3 protein-coding genes are annotated in these 26,974 nt (G+C 71.8%); all 3 read right to left on the bottom strand.

The features are described from left to right. Nucleotides 1-23 precede the first annotated feature (23 nt). The 3 genes from EDC02_RS34730 to EDC02_RS34740 are packed head-to-tail and all read right to left on the bottom strand — an operon-like array spanning nt 24 to nt 26,880. The gene (locus EDC02_RS34730; protein WP_370461597.1) at nt 24-11,144 is read right to left on the bottom strand and encodes an SDR family NAD(P)-dependent oxidoreductase; all 11,121 of its coding nucleotides are present in this window, start codon (nt 11,142-11,144) and stop codon (nt 24-26) included. A gap of 8 nt (nt 11,145-11,152) precedes the next feature. Further along, entirely contained in the window at nt 11,153-16,825 is a 5,673-nt protein-coding gene (locus EDC02_RS34735; RefSeq protein ID WP_123606382.1) for a type I polyketide synthase, read from the bottom strand. Continuing rightward, the gene (locus EDC02_RS34740; RefSeq protein ID WP_123606383.1) at nt 16,822-26,880 is read right to left on the bottom strand and encodes a type I polyketide synthase; all 10,059 of its coding nucleotides are present in this window, start codon (nt 26,878-26,880) and stop codon (nt 16,822-16,824) included. The genes EDC02_RS34735 and EDC02_RS34740 overlap by 4 nt, the downstream gene beginning before the upstream one ends. Nucleotides 26,881-26,974: the final 94 nt, after the last annotated feature.

Here is a 26,974-nt window from a genome sequence, read left to right on the forward strand (position 1 = left end):
CTCGTCGTCGGCCCGAGCGCCGGTCAGGAGGTGCGGAACCGCTCGTCGATGAATGCAAAAATGTCGTCGTCGGCGGCGGACTCCAGCATCTCGGCCGCCTCGGCGCCGTCGGGTTCGGCCGCGTCGTCCCGGATGGCACCCCACCGGCCGGGCAGCGCCGCGAGCCGGACGCCGATCTCCCGCCGCACCAGGTCGTCCAGCGCGTCGAGGGTGGCCCCGTCGGTGCTGGCCAGGGCGGCCTCCAGCCGGCTCAACTCGGCCAGCAACGGCACCTGCGCCGTGGCCGGCTCGGGTGCGAGGGTGGCGAGCAGGTACGCGGCGAGAGCGTCCGGGGTGGGGTGGTCGAAGACCAGCGTCGCCGGCAGGCGCAGCCCGGCCGCGGTGGCGAGCCGGTTGCGTAGTTCCACCGCTGTCAGGGAGTCGAAGCCGATCTCCCGGAAGGCCCGGCCGGCGTCGACGGTCTGCGGATCGGTGTGCCCGAGGACGGCTGCGGCGTGCCCTCGGACGCTCTCCAGCACCACGTCCCGCTGCTCGTCGGCGGTCAGCCCGGCCAGCCGGTCGGTTAGGGTGCGCTCCGCGTCGTCGCGGGCCACGGCGCCGGCCGCGCTGCCGGTCGCCGCGCTCGGCACCAGGTCGGTCAGGAACGCCGGGACGGGGCCGGCGGCCCGTAGCGCGCCGACGGTGAGCCGGATCGGGACCTGTAGCGCCTCGTCCACCCGCTGCGCGGCGTCGAACAGATCCAGGCCCTGTTCGACGGTGAGCGGCAGCACGCCGCCCCGGGCCATCCGGCGGCGCATCCCCTCCTGGTCGAGGTGCCCGGCCATCCGACTGCTGTCCGCCCACAGGCCCCAGGCCAGCGACACCGCCGGGAGTCCCTGCGCGCGCCGGTACTGGGCGAACGCGTCGACGAACCCGTTGGCCGCCGCGTAGTTGCCCTGACCGGGGCTGCCGAACAGGGCCGCCGCCGAGGAGAACAGCACGAACGCGGACAGGTCCCGATCCCGGGTCAGCTCGTGCAGGTTGATCACCGCGTCGGCCTTGGGCCGCAGCACGGCGTCCACCTGCCCGGGGGTCAGCGCGGTCATGGTGGCGTCGTCGAGGGCACCGGCGGTGTGCACTACGGCGGTGAGCGGGTACGCGTCCGGGATGCCGTCGAGCAGGCAGCGCAGCGCCTCCCGGTCGGCGACGTCGCAGGCGACGACGACGGCCGACGCGCCGCCCGCAGCCAGCTCCTCGACGAGCGCGGACGCGCCCTCACCGGCAGGTCCGCCCCGGCTGGCCAGTACCAGGTGCCGGACCCCGTGCCGGGCGACCAGGTGCCGGGCGACGGCGCTGCCGAGCGTACCGGTACCGCCGGTGATCAGCACCGTGCCGTACGGGTCGAACGCGGGCACCATGGTCAGCACCACCTTGCCGACGTGCCGGGCCTGGCTGATCAGACGGAACGCGTCCCGGGCCCGACGCACGTCCCGGACGGTCAGCGGCAGTGGCCGCAGCACGCCCGCGTCGAAAAGCGCCATCAGCTCGCCGAGCAGCTGCCCAACCAGCTCCGGCCCGGCCCGCACGAGGTCGAACGCCTGGTAGTCGACGCCCGGGTGCCCGGCGGCGATCCGTTCGGGGTCACGGACGTCGGCCTTGCCCAGCTCCAGGAAGTGACCGCCGCGCGGCAGCAGCCGCAGAGAGGCGTCCACGAACTCGCCAGCGAGGGAGTTCAGCACCACGTCTACGCCCCGCCCGCCGGTGGCCGCCAGGACCTGGTCGGCGAAGTCGAGGCTGCGCGAGTCGGCTATGTGCGCGTCGTCGAGGCCGAGGCCGCGCAGGACGTCCCACTTGCCCCGGCTGGCCGTGGCGTAGACCTCCACGCCCAGATGCCGAGCGAGTTGGAGAGTCGCCATGCCGACCCCGCCAGCGCCGGCGTGCACCAGCAGCGACTGCCCGGAGCGGATCCCGGCGAGCCGGGTGAGTGCGTAGTGGGCGGTGAGGAAGACGGCCGGCACGGACGCGGCCTCGGCGAACGACCAGCCGGTCGGTACCGGGGCGACCATCCGGGCGTCGGCGACGGCCACCGGGCCGAACCCACCGGTCCACATGCCCAGCACCCGGTCGCCGGGGGCTATCCCGGTCACGTCCGGCGCGACCTCGGTGATCACCCCGGCGCCCTCCGCGCCCAGCACCGGGTTGCCCGGGTACAGGCCGAGGGCGATGAGGGTGTCCCGGAAGTTGACCCCGGCGGCGCGGACTGCGACCCGGACGTGGCCGGCCGGTAACGGCGCCTCGGCGTCCGGGGCCGGCACCAGCGCCAGGCCGTCCAGGGTGCCCTGCCCACCGGCGGCGAGCCGCCAGGCAACGTCGGTCGGAGGCGTCAGCGGGCCGTCGGGCCGGGACCGGGGCCGGGTCAACCGGGGCACATACGCTGTCCCGGCGCGCACCGCCACCTGCGGTTCCCCGGTTGCCAGCGCGGCCAGCAGGGCCTGCGCGCCGGCCGGGTCGGCGTCCACGTCGACGAGGACGAACCGGTCCGGTTCCTCGGACTGGGCGGACCGCACCAGCCCCCACACGGCGGCAGGTACCGGATCGACCTGCTCGGGTCCGTCGCCGACCGAGACGGCACCGGCGGTGACGAACGCCAGGGTGGCCGCGCCCAACCGGCCGTCGACCGCGAGCCACGACCGGGTCAGCTCCAGTGCCCGGAGCACGACCGCGCGGACCGCGTCCGGCCCGATCGGCGCCCCACCGGCGACCGGCGCGGCGACCACGTCGGGCACCGCCGCGCCCTCGGCCACCGCCGCTACCAGGGCGGCCAGATCCGGGTACGGGTCGCAGACCGCGCCGGCCCGGGCCAGGCGCCCGGTCAGCCCGTGGTCGTCGCCACCGACGATCGCCCAGCGCTGGACCGGTACGGCGGTCAGGGCCGGCCGGGCGGCCCAGGTCACCTGGTACGGCACGCCGTCCCCGGTGCCGGGAGCGCCCGAAGTGAGCGCCGCCACCGGGACCGGACGCACCAGCAGCGAGTCGACCGCCACCACCGGGCGGCCCTGCTCGTCGGCGCAGACGATCCGCACCGCGTCGTCGCCTGCCGGGCCAACCGTGACCCGCAGCCGGTCGGCGGCGCCACCGGACGACGACACGCCGCGCAGCGCGAACGGCATCCGCACCTGCCCGTCCTCGGGGAAGAATGCGCCGAGGCTCATCACCTGGAACGCCGCGTCGAGCAGCGCCGGGTGAATCCCGAAGCGGGGCTGCCCGGCCTGCGGGGTGGGCAGGGCCACCTCGGCGTACACGGTGTCGCCGGCCCGCCAGGCGGCCCGTACCCCCCGGAACAGCGGCCCGTACTGGTAACCCCGGTCTGCGAAGCGGTCGTACATGCCCGCCACGTCGACGGGTTCCGCGCCGGCCGATGGCCAGGTCGCCTCCGGCGTACCGTCGTCGGCAGGGTCGGCCGGGCCGAGGGTGCCCTGGGCGTGCCGGGTCCACGCGGTGTCCGGTTCCGCCCCGTTGACGCGGGAGTGGACGGTGAGCTGTCGCCGTCCGTCCGCGTCCGCCGGGCCGACCACCAGCCGGACCTGCACCGCCCCGTCATCGGCCAGCACCAGTGGCGCGTCCAGGGTCAGCTCCTCGATCCGCTCGGCCCCGTTGCGCCGTCCCGCCCAGAGCGCCAGCTCGGCGTAGGCGGCACCGGGCAGGATCGCCGTGCCCAGCAGGGTGTGCTCGGTAAGCCACGGGTGGCTGCCGGGGCCGAGCCGGGCCGGGTACACCTGACCGCCCTGGTCGGGCAGCTCGACGGCGCCGCCGAGCAGCGGGTGGTCGGTGCCGCTGAGGCCGGCGGAGGCGACGTCCCCGGCCACGGCCGGCGCCTGGTACCAGTACCGTTCCCGCTGGAACGGGTACGTCGGCAGGTCGACCCGGCGAGAGTCGGTGCCGAAGAGCACCGCCGCGTCGATCTCGACGCCGTGCGCGTGGGCGAGGCCGAGCGCGACCCCGAAGCCCCGGGCGCCGCCCTTGCCGCGCCGCAGCGTCCCCAGCACGGCTACGGTGGCGTTGACGTCCGCCGCCGTGCCCTGCACCGACACCGCGAGCATCGGATGCGGGCTGGGCTCCAGGAACGCCCGGTGCCCCTCGGCGAGCATTGCCCGGGTGGCCTGCTCGAACTCCACCGGATCACGCATGTTGCGGTACCAGTAGTCGGCGTCGAGCTGCGCGGTGTCCAGCAGCCCGCCGGTGACGGTGGAGAAGAACGGGATCTGCGAGCTGCGTGGCGACACCGGGGCGAGGACCGCCGTCAGGTGGTCCTTCAACACGTCCACCTGCACGGAGTGCCCGGCCGTGTCCACCCCGGGGATGGCCCGCGCGTGCACGTCCTCGGCGGTCAGCTCCTCGACGAGATCGGCGAGCGCGTCGGGGTAGCCGCTGACCGCAGCCGTACCGGGGCTGTTGACGGCCGCGACTGAGAGCCGGTCACCGAAGCGGGCCAGTCGGGCGCGGAGCTGGTCGACCGGCAGCGACACGGCCACCATCCCGCCCTGCCCGGCCAGCCGCAGCCACGCCTGGCTACGCAACGCGACGATCCGCGCGGCGTCGTCGAGGGTGAGGCCACCGGCCACGTAGGCCGCCGCGATCTCGCCCTGGGAGTGGCCGACCACGGCGGCGGGGTGCACACCCAGCGCCCGCCAGGCCGCGGCCAGCGACACCATCATCGTGAACAGCACCGGCTGGACCACGTCCACCCGGCTCAGTGACGGTGCGTCCGGTTCGCACCGGAGCACGTCCAGCACCGACCAGTCGAGATACGCCCGCAGCGCCGTGTCGCACTCCTCGGCGCTGGCTCGGAACGCCGGGGAGCGGTCCAGCAGCTCGTCGGCCATCTCGGCCCACTGCGAGCCCTGCCCGGGGAAGACGAACGCGACCCGGCCGTCGGTGGCGGCCCGGCCCCGCAGCAGCGACGGGTGCTCCTCGCCCCGGGCCAGCGCGGCGAGGGCGTCGAGCGCCTCGGCCCGGTTCTCCCCGACGACCACGGCCCGGTGCTCGAAGTGCGCCCGACTACCCGCCAGGGTGTACCCGACCTCGGCGATGTCCAGGTCGGGTGCCTCGATCAGCCGGGCCCGCAGCCGGCCGGCCTGCGCACCGAGCGCGGTGGTGCTCCGGGCCGACAGGAACAGCGGGACGGTGACCTCGTCGGAGGGGTGGTCGTGCAACTCGTGCACGGTGAGCGGGGCCTGCTCGACGATCACGTGGGCGTTGGTGCCGCTGATGCCGAAGGAGGAGACCGCCGCCCGGCGTGGCTCGTCGCCCGCCGGCCACGGCACCGCCTCGGTCAGCAGGGAAACCGCGCCGGAGGCCCAATCCACCTTGGAGGTCGGCCGGTCCACGTGCAGGGTGCGGGGCAGCGTGTCGTGGCGCAGCGCCAGGATCACCTTCAGCACCCCGGCGACACCGGCGGCCGCCTGGGTGTGGCCGATGTTGGACTTCAGCGACCCGAGCCACAGCGGCCGGTCCGCCGGCCGCCCCTGCCCGTACGTGGCGAGCAACGCCTGCGCCTCGATGGGGTCGCCCAAGGCGGTACCGGTACCGTGTGCCTCCACGGCGTCGACCTGGTCGGCGCGTAGGCCCGCGGCGGCCAGCGCCTGCCGGATGACCGCCTGCTGGGCGGTGCCGTTCGGGGCGGTGAGGCCGTTGCTGGCGCCGTCCTGGTTGACGGCCGTGCCGCGGATGACGGCGAGGATTTCCTGACCGTCCCGGCGGGCGTCGGAGAGCCGTCGCACCACTATCATGGCGGCGCCCTCGCTGAGCCCCACGCCGTCGGCCGCGGCGGCGAACGCCTTGGAGCGGCCGTCCGGTGACATGGCCCGCTGCCGGGAGAACTCCACCAGCATGTCCGGCGTGGACATTACGGTGGCCCCGCCGACCAGGGCCAAGCCGCACTCGCCCCGACGCAGCGCCTGGACGGCCAGGTGCAGGGCGACCAGCGAGGCGGAGCAGGCGGTGTCGACGGTGACCGCTGGGCCCTCCAGGCCGAAGACGTAGGAGAGCCGGCCGGACATCACGCTGGCCGAGTTGCCGGTGCCGAGATAGCCGTCGAAGTCGTCCGCGCCGTCGCGCAACAGCGGCATGTAGTGCTGGCCGTTGGTGCCCACGAAGACGCCGGTCCGGGTACCCCGCAACGTGGTCGGGTCGAGGCCGGCCCGTTCCAGGGACTCCCAGGTGGTCTCCAGCAGCAGGCGCTGCTGCGGGTCCATGGCCAGCGCCTCACGGGGGGAGATCCCGAAGAAGGCGGCGTCGAAGTCCGGCGCGTCGTGCAGGAAGCCGCTCTCCCGGACGTAGGTGCGGCCGGGTGCGGCCGGGTCCGGGTCGTACAGCCCGTCGACGTCCCAGCCCCGGTTGGTGGGGAACGTCGAGATGCCGTCCCGGCCCTTCTCCAGCAGGTCCCACAGCTCTTCGGGGGAGGTGACACCGCCAGGGAACCGGCAGGCCATTCCGATCACCGCGACCGGCTCGTCGTCGCCTACCGTCGACGGGCCGGCCGGCAGGTCATCAGCGGTGGGGTCCGCCGGGCCGTCGCCGGCCACCGGGCCGAGGAGTTCGGTACGGAGGAACGCGGCCAGCGCGCGGGAACTCGGGTGGTCGAACACGACCGAGGCCGGCAGGGCGAGTCCGGAGGCGGCGTTGAGCCGATTGCGCAGCTCGACCGCCCCCACGGAGGTGAAGCCCAGTTCCCGGAACGCCCGGTCCGGGTCGACGTCCTCGGTCCCGTCGTGGCCGAGGACGACCGAGACGTGGGCCTGGACCGTCCGCAGCAGCGCACGGTGCTGGTCGGCCACGGGCCGACCGCGCAGGGATCGGGCCAGGTTGGATCCGCCGGCGTCGTCGGCAGGGGCGTGGTCGGCGTCGCGGAGCGCGCCCGCTCCGGGCAGCTCGTCGAAGAGCGTGCTCGGCCGCGCAGCGGTGTACGAGGCGACGAAGCGGGCCCAGTCCACATCGACCACGGTGACGTGGCCCTCGCCCAGGGCCACGGCCTGCGCCAGTGCGTCGAGCGCGGTCCCGGGCTCCAGGGGAGTGAGCCCGGTGCGGCGCAGCAGGTCGAGGTCGGGGCCGGCCCCGTCGGCGGAATCCGGGCGCACCCACGGTGCCCAGGCGACCGCAGTGCCGGGCAGCCCCTGGGCCCGCCGGGCTTCGGCGAGCGCGTCCAGGCGGGCGATCCCGGCCGCGTAGCCGGCGTGCCCGGCACCGCCCCAGGTGCCGGTGACCGAGGAGCAGACGACGAAGGCGTCCAGATCCAGATCCAGTTCTGCCACGAGCGCGTCGAGGTGGTCGGCGGTCGTGGTCTTGGCGGCGACGGCGGCGGCGAGGTCCGTGCGGCTGGTGTCGGTCAGGTTGGCCGCCGCGACGGGCGGCGGGACCACCACGACCGCGCGGGGCCGGTGGGCGGTGAGCAGGGCGGCGAGCGCGTCGCGGTCGGTCGGGTCACAATCGACCATGGTCACCCGGCCGGCGGGCAGGTCGGTGCTGGGTGCATCGGCCGGGCCGGCGAGCACCACGTGCGCCGCGCCATCGTCGAGGAGACGACGGACCAGGGGTACGGTGACCGGCCCGGGCTCGCCGACGAGCAGCGCGGTGTCCCGGAGCTGCCAGTCGCCGGCAACGGGCCGGGCGTGGACGAGGCGTCGGCCGTGCAGCCCGGAGACCCGGACGGCGACCTGGTCCTCGCCGCCCGTGCCGGCCAGCGCGGCGGCCAGGTGGGGGTAGGCGCGGGAGTCGGGGCTGGCTGGCAGGTCCACCAGGCCGCCCCACCGGTCGGGCAGTTCCAGGGCGGCGACCCGGCCGAGTCCCCACACCGGGGCCTGCCCGGCGTCCGGCAAGTCGCCTGGGAAGACGGCCACGGCACCCCGGGTAACCGCCCAGAGACGGGCAGGCGTGTCGGTGTCGGCCAGGGCCTGGATCAGGGTGAGCGTGGCGGTCAGGCCGAGCAGGACGGCGTCCGGCTCGGCACCGCCGGTGAGGGCCAGCAGGGAGACCACGCCGGTCAGGCCGGCCGGGTCCGTCGCGGTGGCGGCGGTCAGGTGCTCGGCGAGGCGGACCCGGTCGGTCGCCGAGTCGACGGTCAGCAGGTCCACGGTGGCGCCCCGGGCGGTCAGGGCCTGCCGGATGCCGTCGGTCGTCTCGTCACCGCCCAGCGCCTCGGGTGCCACCAGCAGCCAGCGTCCGGTGAGCCGGCGAGGGCCGCCGACGGGAAGCGGCTTCCAGGTGATCCGATACCGCCAGCCCGTCGTCGGGTCCGTATCGCCACCGACGGCGGCAGCAGGCTTCGGGGTCTCAGCCCAGTAGTGGCGTCGCTGGAACGGATACGTCGGCAAATCCACCACCCGACCCCCAACACCAACAAACACCGCCCCCCAATCCACATCAACCCCCCCAACAAAAGCCTCCGCAACCGAAACCAAAAACCGATCCAAACCACCATCATCACGCCGCAACGACCCCACCACCACACCCCCAACACCACCACCAACCAACTCCACCACCTCCTGCACACCCGACACCAACACCGGATGCGCACTACACTCCACAAACCCCGTAAACCCATCCCCAACAAGACACTCCACCGTCTCACCAAACAACACCCGCTGCCGCAAATTCCGATACCAATACCCCCCATCCAAACCAGCACCATCCACCACACCAGCCTCAACCGTCGAATAAAACGGCACCTCCGCCCGCCGCGGAACCACCCCCGCCAACACCCCCCGCAACTCAGCCTCAACCACCTCCACCCGCACCGAATGCGACGCATAATCCACCGGAATCCTCCGCGCCCGAACCCCCTCCCCCTCACACCACGCCACAAAATCCACCACCGCCCCCACATCCCCCGAAACAACCGTCCCCGACGGACCATTCACCGCCGCCACACCCAACCCACCCCCAAAACCCACAAGCCTCGACTCCACCTCAGCCACCGGCAAAGCAACAGACGCCATCGCCCCCGGACCCGCCAAAACCCGACCAATCACCCGAGACCGCAACGCCACCACCCGCGCACCATCAGACAAACTCAACACACCAGCCACCACCGCCGCCGCAATCTCACCCTGCGAATGACCCACAACCGCCGACGGCACCACACCCACCGACCGCCACAACCGCGCCAACGACACCATCACCGCCCACGACACCGGCTGCACCACATCAACCCGACCAAACAAATCCACCCCACCCCCACGCACCACCTCCAACAAATCCCAATCCACAAACTCCGACAACACCCCCGCACACTCAACCATCGACTCAGCAAACACCGGCGACTCATCCATCAACCGCGCACCCATACCCACCCACTGCGCCCCCTGACCCGGAAAAACAAACACCACCCCACCACCCGACAACCCACCCGACCCCCTAAACACCACACCACCCACACCCACATCACCCGACGCCACAGCCGCCAACCCACGATCCACAACCCCAGAATCCGCACCAAAAACCACCGCCCGACGCTCAAACACCGACCGCGTCGACACCAACGACCAACCAACATCCACCAACCGCGCACCCCCCAAAACACCCCGAAGACGATCAGCCTGCGCCCGCAACGCCACCTCCGACCTACCCGACAACACCACCGGCACCACCGGAAGACGCCGCACCACCGAATCACCGACACCCACACCACCCACAGACACAGACCCCTCAACAAAAGGAGCCTCCTCCAAAATCAGATGAGCATTGGTACCACTAACCCCAAACGCGGAAACCGCAGCCCGACGCGGCCGACCAGTCACCGGCCAATCACGCCGCTCCGACAACAACTCCACCGACCCCGACGACCAATCCACAAACGGCGACGGCTCATCCACATGCAACGTCGCCGGCAACACCCCCGCCCGCAACGCCAACACCATCTTCATCACACCAGCAACACCCGCAGCCGCCTGCGTATGACCCACATTCGACTTCAACGACCCCAACCACAACGGACCACCCGAACGACCACGCCCATAAGTCGCCAACAACGCCTCAGCCTCAATCGGATCCCCCAACCGAGTCCCCGTACCATGCGCCTCCACCACATCAACCTCATCAGCCGCCACACCCGCCGCCACCAACGCATCACGAATCACCCGCTGCTGCGCAACCCCCGACGGCGCCGTCAAACCATTCGACGCCCCATCCTGATTAACCGCAGAACCCCGCACCACCGCCAACACCCGATGACCACGCTCCCGCGCCACCGACAACCGCTCCAACACCACAACACCAGCACCCTCAGCCCAACCCGTACCATCCGCACCACCCCCAAAAGCACGACACCGCCCATCAACCGACAACCCACCCTGCCGCGAAAACTCCACAAACAAACCCGGCGCCGCAATAACCGTCACCCCACCCGCCAACGCCACATCACACTCACCCAACCGCAACCCCTGACACGCCAAATGCAACGCCACCAACGACGACGAACACGCCGTATCAACAGAAACCGCAGGACCCTCCAACCCAAGAGCGTAGGAAACCCGACCCGACACCACACTCGGCGTCGTCCCCGTCAACAAAAACCCCTCAAACCCGCCACCCCCCTCCGACAACCGAGGCCCGTACTCCTGACCCATCACCCCCACATACACACCAGTCCGCGACCCCCGCAACCCCACCGGATCAATCCCCGCATCCTCCAACGCCTCCCACGACGTCTCCAAAAACAACCGCTGCTGCGGATCCATCGCCAAAGCCTCACGAGGGGAAATCCCAAAAAACTCGGCATCAAAAAACCCCGCGTCATACACAAACCCCCCCTCCCGCACATACGACTTCCCCACCACACCCCGCACCGGATCAAACAACGACTCCACATCCCAACCCCGATCCACCGGAAAACCCGACACCGCATCCCCACCCGACACCACCAAATCCCACAAACCAGCCGGAGACACCACACCACCCGGCAACCGACAACCCATCCCCACAACCACAACCGGATCATCGTCCACAACGGCAGCGGACTCGTACTGCCGGATCCGCTCGCGGGCCTCGTGGAGGTCGCTCATCGCGCGGCGCAGGTATTCGCGGAGCTTCTCTTCGTTGGTGACGGGCACGGTGCTCCCCCTGTGGTCCGGTATCGTCGTGGAGTCGGGTGTCGGGTCGGTCGGTGGCACGGCCGGCGCTACGACAGCCGGAAGTCGCTGTCGAGCAGGTCGAACAGTTCCTCGTCGGAGGCGGTCCGCAACCGGTCGGAGACCTCGGCGCTGGAGCCGTCGTCGGGATCGGGGGGCCCGGCGGTGCCGCCGACCTCAGCGAGCAGGGCACGGAGCAGTTCGGCGGCGCGGGTGCGGTCGGCTGAGGCCCGCACCGCCGCCGAAATCCCGGTGCGGAGCTGGTCCAGCGCCGCCAGGACACCGGCGGCGTCGGTCGGCACCCAGTCGCCGGAGGACCGGCGGTCCAGTTCGGTCCCCAGGTAGGCGGCGAGTGCGGCGGGGGTCGGGTGGTCGAAGACGATGGCGGCGGGCAGGCGGAGGCCCGTCGCCGCGCCGAGCCGGTTGCGCAGGTCCACGGCGGTGAGCGAGTCGAAACCCGCGTCCCGGAAGGACCGTTGCGCACTCAACGTCGTCACCCCGGCATGGCCGAGTACGACGGCGGCCTCGGCACGGACCAGGCCGGTGAGGATCGCCGCTCGCTCGGCTGCCGACTTACCCACCAGTTGCGCGGTGACGGTGGCCTCGGCCGGCTGCTCCGGTGTACCGGGTCTCGGTCGCGCCCGGGTCGGGCCGGTCAGAACGGCGGGCACCGCGCCGACCGGACCGCCCGCGCGCAGCGCCGCCGGGTCGAGGCGGACCGGGTAGAAGACCGCCCCGGGGTGGTCGCAGGCGGCGTCGAAGAGCACGAGCGCTTCCTCGATGCCGAGTGGCACAAGCCCGGACCGACGCAGGCGGGCCAGGTCCGCGCGGCCCAGGGCGGCGGCCATCCCGCCGTCCAGCGGCCCCCAGGCGAGCGACGTCGCGGGCAGCCCACGGCCCCGCCGCCAGTCGGCGAACGCGTCGAGGAAGGCGTTGGCGGCGGCGTACCCGGCCTGGCCGGCGCTGCCGATGGTGCCGGCCACGGATGAGAACAGCACGAAGGCGGTGAGGTCGAGGTCGCGGGTGAGGTCGTGGAGGTTGATCGCCGCGTCCGCCTTGGCGCGGAGCACGGCCGCGACCCGGTCCCCGGTCTGGGCGGTCAGCGCACCGTCGTCGGCGATACCGGCGGTGTGCACCACGGCGGTGAGTGGATGCCCTGGCGGGATCTCGGCCAGCAGCCGGGCCAGGGCGTCGCGGTCGGCGACGTCGCAGGCGGCGACCCGGACGGAGGCGCCCAGGGCCATCAGGTCCCGGGTCAGGTCGGCCGCACCGGGGGCGTCCGGCCCGCGCCGGCTGACCAGCAGCAGGTGCCGTACCCCGTGCCGGCGGGCCAGGTGCCGGGCCACGGCCCCACCGAGCATCCCGGTCCCCCCGGTGACGAGCACCGTGCCGGTGCCCGACCAGGGCACCACAGCATCGTTGACGGCCGGCGCCCGGACGAGACCCGGGACGGTGGCCGTCCCGGCGCGCAGGGCGAGTTGCGGTTCGGCCATTCGCACCGCCCCCGGCAGGGTACGCAGCGTGTCCGGGTGGTCGTCGACGTCGACGAGGAGGAACCGTTGCGGGTGCTCGGTCTGGGCGACCCGCAGCAGGCCCCAGACCCCGGCGGCGGCGGGATCCGTGACACCGGTGCCGGTCTGCACCGCACCGGTGGTCAGCACGACCAGCTGGAAGCCGGTGAACCGGTCCTCGGCGAGCCACCGCTGGACGAGGTCGAGCGCCTGCCGGGTGGCCCGGTCCACACCGGCGGCCGTCACCTCACCGGCCGGCACGCCGTCGGCCCGACCAATGGTGACGACGACGTGGGTCGGTTCCGGGCCGTCGGCCAGGGCTGCGACCAGCGCGTCCAGGTCCGGGTACGCCTGCGCGGGCGCCTCGGCCGACAGGGCGGCGAGCAGCGCCGGGTGATCGGGGCCGACGAGGACGAACCGGACCTCCCCGGTCGGCGGAGCGGACGGCACGGCCGCCCAGTCCAGCCGGTACAGCGGCGCCTGGATGGTGACGACGGCGGCGATCCGGTCGGCAGGTATTCGGCGCAGGGCCAGGGAGGCGGCTGTGAGCACTGGAGCGCCGGCGCCGTCGGCGGCGGTGACGCTGACCGACTCGGGACCGGCCGGGGCGATCCGGAGCCGGAGTCGGTCGGTCCCGGTGGCGCAAAGCCGGACGTCGGTCCAGGCAAACGGCAGCATTCCGTGCGCGCCGTCGGGGAACTGGTCGCCGAGGACGATCGCGTGCAGGGCGGCGTCCAGCAGCGCCGGGTGCATCCGATAGCGGCCCGCCTCCGGGGCGTACTCCTCGGGAAGCCGGACCTCGGCGAACGTCTCGTCGCCGCGTCGCCAGGCGGCGCGTAGTCCCCGGAACGCGGGGCCGTACCCGATGCCCGCATCGGCGAACCGCTCGTACTCGCCCTCGACCTCCACGGGCTGCGCCCCCTCGGGCGGCCAGACGCCGGCGAGGTCAGTGGCCGGCCCAGCCCCGCCGGTGGGCGGCTCCTCGGCGGTGTCGGCCACCCGGCCGGTGGCGTGCCGGGTCCACTCGGGTCCGGTGGCGGCCGGCGCGGAGTGGATCTGGACGGTCCGGATGCCGTCCGGGTCCGGACCGCTCAGCACGACCCGCAGCCGGACGCCCTCGTCGTCGGGGACCACCAGCGGCGCCTCGAAGGTCAGCTCTGCCACTCGGCCGCAGCCGGCGGCGGCACCCACCTCGTGCAGGATCTCCAGCAGGGCGGCGCCCGGCAACACCGTGCGCCCCCACACGCTGTGATCGGCGAGCCACCGGTGGGTGCGGGCGGAGAGCAGGCCGGTCCAGACCGTGCCGGCATCGTCGGGCAGGTCCACCGCGACGGCGAGCAGCGGGTGCCCGGCCAGGTCGAGCCCCACGGCGGTGAGGTCGGGTGGGCCGGGGTGCGGGTCTAGCCAGTAGCGGGTCCGCTGGAACGGGTAGGTGGGCAGGTCGGTGCTGCGCGGGCCGTCGCCGAGCGCCGCGACCGGGTCGACGGGAAGGCCGTGGACGTGGGCGGTCGCCAGCGCCTCCCCGACGGCGAAGTCGTCGTCGCGGTCCCGGCGCAGGAAGGGCAGGAACAGCAGGGGCCGGTCGGTCTCGGCGGGGTCCGAGAACTCGGCCAGGCAGTCCCGCGTCATCGCCGTGAGCACGCCGTCCGGGCCGAGTTCGACGAAGGTGTCGATGCCTTCGGTGCGGAGCCGGCGTACGCCGTTGAGGAAGCGCACCGGGTCGCGGGCGTGCCGGACCCAGTACTCTGGGGTCCGCAGGTCGCCGCCGGACGCCGGCGCGCCCGTCACGGTGCCGACGACGGGGATGGTCGGTTCCCGGTAGTCGAGGTCCCAAATGGTCTTCTCGAACGGCGCGAGCATCCCGTCCATCCGGGGCGAGTGGAAGGCGTGGCTGACCCGCAGCCGCGTGGCCCGGCGACCCTGCTCGCGCCACCAGGCGACCTGTTCCTCGACAGCGGCCTCGTCGCCGGCGACGAGGGTGGCCTGCGGCCCGTTGACCGCCGCGATGGAGAGTTCGTGTCCTCGTCCGGTGAGTAGCGGAGCGACCTCGGACTCGGTGGCCTCGATCGCGGCCATCGCGCCGCCGGCGGGCAGGCCCGCCATGAGCCGACCGCGTGCGGTCACCAGCCGGGCGGCGTCGGCCACGGTGAGCACGCCCGCGACGTGCGCCGCGCTGATCTCCCCCACCGAGTGCCCCAGCAGGGCGTCCGGGCGCAGCCCCCAGCTCGTGACGAGCCGGAACAGCGCCACTTCCAGGGCGAACAGCGCCGGCTGGGTGTATGCCGTGTCGTCCAGCAGGGCCGCCGCGTCGCTGCCCGGCTCGGCGAACATGACGTCCCGCAGTGGCCGGTCCAGGTGCCGGTCCACTTCGGCGAGCACCTCGTCGAGCGCCTGCGCGAAGGTGGGGTGCCGGGCGTACAGGTCCCGCCCCGCCCCCGGCCGCTGGCTGCCCTGGCCGGTGAAGAGAACCGCGACGCGGCGTTCCGGGGTGGCCCGGCCGGTGACCAGCCCGGCGGCGCTGCGGCCGGTTGCGATAGCCCGCAACCCGTCGAGCAGGGTGGCGGCGTCCGGCCCGAGCACGGCGGCCCGGTACGGGAACGCGGTGCGGGTCCGGGCCAGCGCGCGGGCGACGGCGTCGGCGGAATCGGGCCGGCCGGTCAGGTGGCTGTGCAGCCGCCGGGCCTGCTCGCGCAGGGTCGCCTCGTCGCGGCCGGACAGGACCCAGACGGGTACCCCGGCGACCGAGGGCGGCGCGGCGGCGGGTTCGGCCCCCGGCTGGCCGGGGGCGGCTTCCAGGATGACGTGGGCGTTGGTGCCGCTGGCGCCGAACGACGAGACGCCGGCCCGCCGGGGCCGGTCGTCAAACGCGGGCCACGGTCGGCTCTCGGTCAGCAGTCGGACCGCGCCGGAGGACCAGTCCACCCTGGTCGAGGGCCGGTCGACGTGCAGGGTCCGGGGCAACCGGCCGTGGTGCATCGCCAGCACCGTCTTGATCACACCGCAGACCCCGGCGGCGGCCTGAGTGTGGCCAACGTTGGACTTCAGCGACCCGAGCCACAGCGGCCGGTCCGCCGGCCGACCCTGCCCGTACGTCGCCAGCAGCGCCTGCGCCTCGATGGGGTCGCCGAGCCGGGTGCCGGTACCGTGCGCCTCCACCGCGTCCACCTCGTCGGTGGCCAGCCCCGCGTCGGCCAGCGCCTGCCGGATGACCGCCTGCTGGGCGGTACCGTTCGGGGCGGTCAGGCCGTTGCTCGCCCCGTCCTGGTTGACGGCCGTGCCCCGGACGACGGCCAGTACCCGGTGCCCGTTGCGGACCGCGGCCGGGAGCCGTTCCAGCAGCAGCATCCCGACGCCCTCGCCGAAGCCGGTGCCGTCCGCCGCATCCGCGAACGCCTTGCAGCGGCCGTCCACGGCGAGTCCACGCTGGCGGGAGAAGTCGACGAACATCGTCGGGGTGGCGAGCACCGTCACCCCGCCCGCGAGGGCAAGGTCACACTCGCCGGACCGCAGGGCCCGCACCGCCAGGTGCAGCGCTACCAGCGACGACGAGCAGGCCGTGTCGACCGTGACCGCCGGCCCCTGCAACCCCAGGGTGTACGCGATCCGGCCGGAGGCGACACTGCCCGCGCTGCCGTTGACCAGGTAGCCCTCCAGGTCGTGCGAGACCTCGGCGAGCCGGGTGCCGTAGTCGTCGTACATCACGCCGACGTAGGTCCCGGTGCGGGTGCCCCGGACCTCGCCGGGTGCGATGCCCGCCCGTTCGAGGACCTCCCACGCGGTCTCCAGCAGCAGCCGTTGCTGCGGGTCCATGGCCAGGGCCTCGCGCGGTGAAATGGCGAAGAACTCCGGGTCGAAGTCGGCGCAGTCGTGGAGGAAGCCACCCTCGCGGGCGTAGCTGGTGCCGGTGGCGTCCGGGTCGGGGTCGGGGTCGGGGTCGTAGAGCTTCTCCACGTCCCAGCCTCGGTCGTCGGGGAAGCCCGAGATGGCGTCGGTCCCGCCGTCGACCAGCTGCCAGAGGTCCTCGGGGGTCTGTACCCCGCCCGGCAGCCGGCAGCTCATCCCCACGATGGCGATGGGCTCGCACGCCCGGTCCTCCAGCTCGCGCAGCCGTCGCCGCGTGCCGGCCAGCTCGGCGGTGACGCGCTTGAGGTACTCACGGATCCGGTCCTCGTTGGCGGCCATCTGCCGGTTGTCTCCTTGGTCGGGGTTCACAGCTGCTCCTCGATGAAGGCGAACAACTCGTCGTCGTCGGTCGCCGAGGCCAGCCGCTCGGCGACCGTGGCGTCCGCCAGCCCGTCCTCCGCCGGCAGCGACCGGGGGCCGCCGACCAGGGCGAGCATCTCCTCCAGCCGACGGCGGACGATGTTCCGGCGGACGTCGTCGGTCTTCATCCCACCGAGCGCGGCGGCCAGGGTGTCGAGCCCGGTCAGCGCTGTCGCGCCCGCGTCGGCCACCCCGTCGGCGGCGAGTTCGTCAGCCAGGTGCTCAGCCACGGCCTGCGGGTCCGGGTGGTCGAACACCAGGCTCGGGGCCAGCCGCAGGCCGGTCGCCGTGCTCAGCCGGTTACGCAGTTCGACGGCGGTCAACGAGTCGAACCCGATCTCCCGGAACGGTCGTCTCGGGTCCGCCTTCGCGGCCCCCGCGTCGAGGGCGAGCACTCCCGCCACGTGGGTGCGGACCAGGTCCAGCAGCTCCCGGACCCGGGCCGGGGCGTCCTGCCCGGCCAGTCGCCTCCGCAGGTGGTCTGCCGGCTCCGCGGAGGCGGCGGCCGGCGCGGACGCCCCGCCCCCGCTCCCCGATGTGGTGGCCCGTCGGGCCGGTGCCGGCGGGACCAGGCCGCGCAGCAGCGCCGGAACCGCGTCCGGTCCGCTGGCGGCCTGCTCCCGCCGCAACGCCGCGAGGTCCAGACGCGCGGGTACGAGCAGGGGTTCGTGCCGGGACCGGTCGAGCGCCCGGTCGAACAGCACGAGCCCCTCCTCGGCGGTCATCGGCGCGATGCCGGAGCGGCGCATCCGCCGCAGGTCGTTCTCACCGAGGTGACCCGTCATGTCGCTGGCCGGTCCCCACAGGCCCCAGGCGAGGGCGACGCCGGGCCGCCCCTGGGCCTGCCGGTGCTGTGCCAGGGCGTCCAGGAAGGTGTTCGCCGCCGCGTAGTTCGCCTGACCGGGGCGGCCCAGGATGCCAGCCGCCCCGGAGAACAGGACGAACGCGGCCAGAGGCAGCCCTGCGGTCAACTCGTGCAGGTTCAGCGCGGCGTCGACCTTCGGCCGCAGCACCGCGTCGATCCGGTCGGGGGTCAGCGCCTGGAGCGCCCCGTCGTCGAGGACGCCGGCCACGTGCACCACGGCGGTCAGCGGGTGCGCGGTGGGGATGCCCCGCAGGACATCCGCCAGAGCCGCGCGGTCGGCGGCGTCACAGGCGACCAGCGACACGTGCGCGCCGAGCCCGGTCAGCTCCTCAATCTGCCGGTCCGCCCCGGCGGCGCCGGGTCCGCTCCGGCTGACCAGCAGGAGCCGACGTACCCCGTGCGCGGTCACCAAGTGCCGGGCGAGCAGGCGGCCGAGGGTGCCGGTGGCGCCGGTCACCAGGACGGTGCCGGCCGGGTCGAGCCCGCCCGCCAGCGGGTCGGCGGGCTCCGGTTCCGCACGCAGCGGCTCAATCTCGGGCACCCGAATCTCGCCGGCCCGAACCGCGAGCTGCGGCGTGTCCACGGTGAGCGCCGACGGGACCGCGGAGATGGAGGTGTCGTCGGCGTCGACGTCGAGCAGGACGAACCGGTCCGGGTGTTCGGACTGGGCCGACCGCAGCATGCCCCAGAGTCCGGCGTGGACGAGGTCCGGCACGTCCTCGTCGGTGCCGGCGGCGACGGCCCGTTCAGTGAGCACGACGAGTTTCACCGCGGTGAACCGCTCGTCGGCCAGCCAGCCCTGGAGCAGCTCTAGCCCGGCCTGGGTCTCCGCCCGGACCGCATCGGCGACGTGGGCGGGTTCGGTGGAATAGGAGCCCATACGGAAGTCGGCAAGGACGACGCTGGGCGCTTCCGCGCCCGCGTCCAGGGCCTCCCGCAAGGAGGCCAGGTTGGCGTGGGCGTCGACGGCGGTGACCGGCCATCCGTACCGCGCGGCGGCACCAACCACCTCGGTGCCGTACGGGCCGACGACCGCCCACCGCCACTGCGGCGGCGCCGCCACTGCGGTCCTTCGCCGCCATCCCACCCGGTACAGCGGCAGGGCGGTGGTCATACCGGCGACGCCGAGGTGTTCCCGGGCGAGCGGCAGCAGGACGAGCGCGTCGAGCGAGAGGACGGGGGCCCCGCCGAGGTCCACCGCCTGCATCGACACCGCTGCCTCGCCGGCCCGGCCGATGCGGACCCGCAGCGTGTCGGCGCCGGCGGCGTGCAGGGTCACGCCCTGCCAGGCGAACGGGAGCAGCACACTGCCGTCGGGGACGTCGACAAGTCCGCCAGCCAGCCACGGTTGCAGGGCGGCGTCGAGCAGTGCGGGGTGCACCCCGAACCGGGTGGCCTCGGCTGCGACCCGGGATGGCAGGCGCACCTCGGCGAAGACCTCGCCGTCGCGCCGCCAGACACCCTGGAGTCCGGCGAAGACCTCGCCGTACTCGTAGCCCAGCGTGGCGAACCGCTCGTACAGGGCGTCCACGTCGACGGGTTCGGTGCCGGCGGGGGGCCAGGTCTCGGTGTGCCACGAGGTCGCCGGGACGGGCCGCGCCCCGGTGGTCAGGACACCGACCGCGTGGCGGGTCCAAGCGGCCTCGTCGGCTGCGGACTCGGCACGGGAGAACACACTCACCGGCCGGTGGTCGGATCCCTCGGCCGGTTCGTCCACCAGCACCTGGAGCCGTACGCCGCCGGTGGGCGGCACCACCAGCGGCGCCTCCAGGCGCAGCTCCTCGACACCGGTGCAGGCGGCCACCTCGGCGGCGTGCAGGGCGAGTTCCATGAAGGCCGTACCGGGCACCAGGACGGTGCCGGAGACGGCGTGGTCGGCGAGCCAGGCGTGCGAAGCGAACGAGAGCCGGCCGGCGAGCAGGAGGCTCCGGGTGCCGCCGACCGGCAGCGCGCCGCCGAGCAGCGGGTGGTCCTCCCACTCCATGCCGAACCTGGCCGCGGCGGCGGTCCCGACGCCTGCCGGGGAGGTGTGCGCCCAGTAGTGGCGTCGCTGGAACGGATACGTCGGCAAATCCACCACCCGACCCCCAACACCAACAAACACCGCCCCCCAATCCACATCAACCCCCCCAACAAAAGCCTCCGCAACCGAAACCAAAAACCGATCCAAACCACCATCATCACGCCGCAACGACCCCACCACCACACCCCCAACACCACCACCAACCAACTCCACCACCTCCTGCACACCCGACACCAACACCGGATGCGCACTACACTCCACAAACCCCGTAAACCCATCCCCAACAAGACACTCCACCGTCTCACCAAACAACACCCGCTGCCGCAAATTCCGATACCAATACCCCCCATCCAAACCAGCACCATCCACCACACCAGCCTCAACCGTCGAATAAAACGGCACCTCCGCCCGCCGCGGAACCACCCCCGCCAACACCCCCCGCAACTCAGCCTCAACCACCTCCACCCGCACCGAATGCGACGCATAATCCACCGGAATCCTCCGCGCCCGAACCCCCTCCCCCTCACACCACGCCACAAAATCCACCACCGCCCCCACATCCCCCGAAACAACCGTCCCCGACGGACCATTCACCGCCGCCACACCCAACCCACCCCCAAAACCCACAAGCCTCGACTCCACCTCAGCCACCGGCAAAGCAACAGACGCCATCGCCCCCGGACCCGCCAAAACCCGACCAATCACCCGAGACCGCAACGCCACCACCCGCGCACCATCAGACAAACTCAACACACCAGCCACCACCGCCGCCGCAATCTCACCCTGCGAATGACCCACAACCGCCGACGGCACCACACCCACCGACCGCCACAACCGCGCCAACGACACCATCACCGCCCACGACACCGGCTGCACCACATCAACCCGACCAAACAAATCCACCCCACCCCCACGCACCACCTCCAACAAATCCCAATCCACAAACTCCGACAACACCCCCGCACACTCAACCATCGACTCAGCAAACACCGGCGACTCATCCATCAACCGCGCACCCATACCCACCCACTGCGCCCCCTGACCCGGAAAAACAAACACCACCCCACCACCCGACAACCCACCCGACCCCCTAAACACCACACCACCCACACCCACATCACCCGACGCCACAGCCGCCAACCCACGATCCACAACCACAGAATCCGCACCAAAAACCACCGCCCGACGCTCAAACACCGACCGCGTCGACACCAACGACCAACCAACATCCACCAACCGCGCACCCCCCAAAACACCCCGAAGACGATCAGCCTGCGCCCGCAACGCCACCTCCGACCTACCCGACAACACCACCGGCACCACCGGAAGACGCCGCACCACCGAATCACCGACACCCACACCACCCACAGACACAGACCCCTCAACAAAAGGAGCCTCCTCCAAAATCAGATGAGCATTGGTACCACTAACCCCAAACGCGGAAACCGCAGCCCGACGCGGCCGACCAGTCACCGGCCAATCACGCCGCTCCGACAACAACTCCACCGACCCCGACGACCAATCCACAAACGGCGACGGCTCATCCACATGCAACGTCGCCGGCAACACCCCCGCCCGCAACGCCAACACCATCTTCATCACACCAGCAACACCCGCAGCCGCCTGCGTATGACCCACATTCGACTTCAACGACCCCAACCACAACGGACCACCCGAACGACCACGCCCATAAGTCGCCAACAACGCCTCAGCCTCAATCGGATCCCCCAACCGAGTCCCCGTACCATGCGCCTCCACCACATCAACCTCATCAGCCGCCACACCCGCCGCCACCAACGCATCACGAATCACCCGCTGCTGCGCAACCCCCGACGGCGCCGTCAAACCATTCGACGCCCCATCCTGATTAACCGCAGAACCCCGCACCACCGCCAACACCCGATGACCACGCTCCCGCGCCACCGACAACCGCTCCAACACCACAACACCAGCACCCTCAGCCCAACCCGTACCATCCGCACCACCCCCAAAAGCACGACACCGCCCATCAACCGACAACCCACCCTGCCGCGAAAACTCCACAAACAAACCCGGCGCCGCAATAACCGTCACCCCACCCGCCAACGCCACATCACACTCACCCAACCGCAACCCCTGACACGCCAAATGCAACGCCACCAACGACGACGAACACGCCGTATCAACAGAAACCGCAGGACCCTCCAACCCAAGAGCGTAGGAAACCCGACCGGAAGCGACACTGACCGACTTGCCGGTGAGCAGATATCCCTCAAACTCGTGGGGCGCTTCGTGGAGGCGGGCGGCGTACTCCTGGTGAGTGAGTCCGGAATAGACGCCGGTGCGGCTGCTCCGCAGTGCCTCCGGGTCGATGCCAGCGCGCTCCAACGCCTCCCACGAAGTCTCCAACAGCAGACGCTGCTGCGGATCCATCGCCAAAGCCTCACGAGGGGAAATCCCGAAGAACTCGGCGTCGAAAAACCCCGCGTCGTACACAAACCCGCCGTCGCGCACGTACGACTTGCCCGCCGCGCCGGGGGTGGGGTCGAAGAAGGAGTCGACGTCCCAGCCCCGGTCGTCGGGGGCGGGACCGATGACGTCGGCCTTGTTCAGCAGCAGGTCCCAGAGCTTCTCGGGGGTGTCCGCCCCGCCGGGGTAGCGGCAGGCCATGCCGACGATCGCGATGGGTTCGTCGACGGGTGCGGTGCCGGTCGCCACCGAGACGACGGGTTCAGGGATAGCGCCGGTGAGGGCCTCCTCCACGAACGAGGCCAGAGCCGATGGGCTCGGGTGGTCGAAGACGACGGTGGACGGCAGGGTGAGCCCGGTCGTGGTGTTCAAGCGGTTGCGCAGTTCCAGTGCGGTGAGCGAGTCGAAGCCCGCAGCCTTGAAGGCACGGCCGGGGGTGACCGCCTCCACGGTGTCATGGCCGAGGACGGCCGCTGCTTCCGTGCGCACCAGTTGCAGCAGGACCTGCTGCCGCTCCGACTCGGACATGCTCCCCACGCGCTGCGCCAGGCCGGAGGTCTGCGTTGCGGCGTCGGCCCGGCGGGCGTCGAGCGCGCTCTTGGCCTCGGGAACGCCGTCGAAGAGCCGGCCCAGGCGCAGGTCGGCGAATCGGGGGGCGAAGTCCGCCCAGTCAACGTCGGCGACGGTCACGCAGACGTCGTCGCGGTCGAGGGCCCGTTGGAGGGCGCGGATGCCGCCGTCCGGGTCCATGGCGGTGATGCCGCGTCGGTTCAGGTTCTGCTCGCCGACCCCCTCGGCCATACCGCCGCCACCCCACAGCCCCCAGGCAATGGCGGTGGCGGGAAGGCCGGCGGCGCGGCGCTGCTCGGCGAGTACGTCCAGGGACGCGTTGGCTGCGGCGTAGGCAGCCTGGCCGCCGTTGCCCCAGACCCCGGTGATGGACGAGAAGAGGACGAAGGCATCGAGGTCCCGGTGTCGGGTGAGCTCGTCGAGGAGCAGGGCGGCGTCCGCCTTCGGGCGGAACACCGCCTCGGCGTGGGCGAGGGTGAGGGTGTCGAGCACACCGTCGTGAAGGGCACCGGCGGTGTGAAAGACGGCGGTCGGCGGGTGGGCCTCCAGGACGGTGGCGAGCGCGGCGCGGTCGGACACATCACAGGCGACGATGGTCACCGCCGCGCCTAGCGCCAGCAGATCCGCTTCCAACTCGACCGCGCCGGGAGCCTGGGCACCCCGCCGGCTGATGAGAACCAGGTGCTCGGCACCGGTGCGGGCGAGCCAGCGCGCCACCTGGGCGCCCAATGCCCCCGTACCGCCGGTGACCAGGACCGTGCCGCGGGGGCGCCACTCCCGGCGGGGGTTGTCCGAGGCCCGCGCCACCCGTCGCCCGTAGACCCCGGAGCCGCGTACCGCGATCTGGTCCTCGCCCTCTCCTCCGGCCACCGCGCTGGCCAGGTGGTCCAGGGCCCGGGAGTCCGGTTCCTGCGGCAGGTCGACCAGGCCACCCCAACGGTCGGGCAGTTCCAGGGCTGCCACCTGGCCGAGCGCCCACACCTGCGCGCCGACCGCGTCGGGCACCTCCTGCGACGTCACACCCACCGCCGCCCGGGTCACGGTCCACAGCGGTACGTCGAGGACCGCATCACCGGCGGCCTGCACCAGTGCCAGCGAGGCGGCTACTCCCCGCGCGATGGACGGGTGGTCTGGGTGAGTGCCGGCTACCAGTCCGAGCAGGGACACAACACCTGCCAGCGGGGTCGCGCCGTCGGCCGTGGTGGCGAGCAGGCCGGCGAGGCGGGTACGGCTGGCGAGCGGATCCAGGCTCAGCGGCTCGACCTCGGCACCCCGACGGGAGAGTGCCGCGGTGATGTCGGCGGCCAGAGCCGACGCGGTCGTCGCGGGGTCGGCCACCAGCAGCCAGCGTCCGGTGAGCCGGCGAGGGCCGCCGACGGGAAGCGGCTTCCAGGTGATCCGATACCGCCAGCCCGTCGTCGGGTCCGTATCGCCACCGACGGCGGCAGCAGGCTTCGGGGTCTCAGCCCAGTAGTGGCGTCGCTGGAACGGATACGTCGGCAAATCCACCACCCGACCCCCAACACCAACAAACACCGCCCCCCAATCCACATCAACCCCCCCAACAAAAGCCTCCGCAACCGAAACCAAAAACCGATCCAAACCACCATCATCACGCCGCAACGACCCCACCACCACACCCCCAACACCACCACCAACCAACTCCACCACCTCCTGCACACCCGACACCAACACCGGATGCGCACTACACTCCACAAACCCCGTAAACCCATCCCCAACAAGACACTCCACCGTCTCACCAAACAACACCCGCTGCCGCAAATTCCGATACCAATACCCCCCATCCAAACCAGCACCATCCACCACACCAGCCTCAACCGTCGAATAAAACGGCACCTCCGCCCGCCGCGGAACCACCCCCGCCAACACCCCCCGCAACTCAGCCTCAACCACCTCCACCCGCACCGAATGCGACGCATAATCCACCGGAATCCTCCGCGCCCGAACCCCCTCCCCCTCACACCACGCCACAAAATCCACCACCGCCCCCACATCCCCCGAAACAACCGTCCCCGACGGACCATTCACCGCCGCCACACCCAACCCACCCCCAAAACCCACAAGCCTCGACTCCACCTCAGCCACCGGCAAAGCAACAGACGCCATCGCCCCCGGACCCGCCAAAACCCGACCAATCACCCGAGACCGCAACGCCACCACCCGCGCACCATCAGACAAACTCAACACACCAGCCACCACCGCCGCCGCAATCTCACCCTGCGAATGACCCACAACCGCCGACGGCACCACACCCACCGACCGCCACAACCGCGCCAACGACACCATCACCGCCCACGACACCGGCTGCACCACATCAACCCGACCAAACAAATCCACCCCACCCCCACGCACCACCTCCAACAAATCCCAATCCACAAACTCCGACAACACCCCCGCACACTCAACCATCGACTCAGCAAACACCGGCGACTCATCCATCAACCGCGCACCCATACCCACCCACTGCGCCCCCTGACCCGGAAAAACAAACACCACCCCACCACCCGACAACCCACCCGACCCCCTAAACACCACACCACCCACACCCACATCACCCGACGCCACAGCCGCCAACCCACGATCCACAACCACAGAATCCGCACCAAAAACCACCGCCCGACGCTCAAACACCGACCGCGTCGACACCAACGACCAACCAACATCCACCAACCGCGCACCCCCCAAAACACCCCGAAGACGATCAGCCTGCGCCCGCAACGCCACCTCCGACCTACCCGACAACACCACCGGCACCACCGGAAGACGCCGCACCACCGAATCACCGACACCCACACCACCCACAGACACAGACCCCTCAACAAAAGGAGCCTCCTCCAAAATCAGATGAACATTGGTACCGCCCATCCCGAAGGAACTGACTCCGGCGAGGCGGGGCAGGCCGGTTTCGCGGCCCGGCCACCGCTGGAGGTCCGTCTGCACCCGCAGGTTGAGGTCGTCGAGCGGGATGTCCGGGTTCGGCGTCTGGAAATTGAGGCTCGGGGGCAGCATTCCCTCGCGGACGGCGAGCACCGTCTTGAGCAGGCCGGCAATGCCGGCGGCCCCCTCAAGGTGGCCGATGTTGGTCTTGACCGATCCGACGGCGAGTCTGGTGTCGAGGGTGCGGGCCGCGCCGAGTACCGCCCCGAGGGCAGCCGCCTCGACGGGGTCGCCGGCCTTCGTTCCGGTGCCGTGCAGTTCGACGTAGGTGACCTGCTCCGGCGCGACCATTGCCCGCTCGTACGCCCGACGCAGCAGCGCCTCCTGGGCCTCCCGGTCGGGGTGGGTCAGGCTCGGACCACCACCGTCGTTGTTGACGGCGCCGCCACGGATCACGCAGTGCACCCGGTCGCCGTCGTCGATCGCCCGGCCGAAGGGCTTGAGGACGAGCGCTACGCCGCCTTCACCACGGACGTAGCCGTTAGCGCGTGCGTCGAAGGTGAAGCACCGTCCGTCGGGAGACAGGGCGCCCATGAGCGCCATGCCTGCGCTGCTCTCCGCGGCCAGGACGAGGCTCACGCCGCCGACGAGCGCGACAGTGCTCTCGCCCCGGCGCAGGCTCTCGCACGCCAGATGGACGGCGACCAGGGACGACGACTGCGCGGAGTCGACGGTGAGGCTGGGCCCGCGCAGGCCGAGCAGGTACGACAGGCGGTTCGCGGTGAGGCTGCGGTGCAGGCCGGTGGCGGTGTGGCCGTTTATGGCAGCGCCGGAGCGGTGCAGCAGGGTGGCGTAGTCGTCGGCGGCGATGCCGACGAAGACACCGGTGTCGGTTCCCTTGAGGCCCGCGGGTCGGATCCGGGCATGCTCCAGGGCCTCCCAGCCGAGTTCGAGCATCAGGCGCTGCTGCGGGTCCACCGCGGCGGCCTGCCGCGGGGACATCCCGAAAAATGTGTCGTCGAATTCCGCCTTACCCTCCACCGCGGCCCGCCAACTGCCGTCGGGTTGGCGTTCGACCGCGCTCCGGCCGTTACGTAGCAGTTCCCAGAACTCCTCGATGCCGGGCGCGCCGGGTAGTCGGCACGCCATTCCGACCACGGCGATATCGCTGGTATGCAGCACGCTGCTCTTCACGGTCATGAGGTCTCCTGGGTCGAGAAGAACTCGCTCGGGAGACTCACCGACGGTCCGAAGGACGGCTCTGGTGTGCTGCGCGTCCGCGCGCAGCTCGATC

Origin of the sequence: Micromonospora sp. Llam0, assembly GCF_003751085.1 — a bacterium.
Classification (GTDB): domain Bacteria; phylum Actinomycetota; class Actinomycetes; order Mycobacteriales; family Micromonosporaceae; genus Micromonospora_E.

Coding starts and splice junctions, on each gene's coding strand:
- EDC02_RS34740 (WP_123606383.1), bottom strand. CDS start 26,880: ATGACCGTGAAGAGCAGCGTGCTGCATACCAGCGATATCGCCGTGGTC.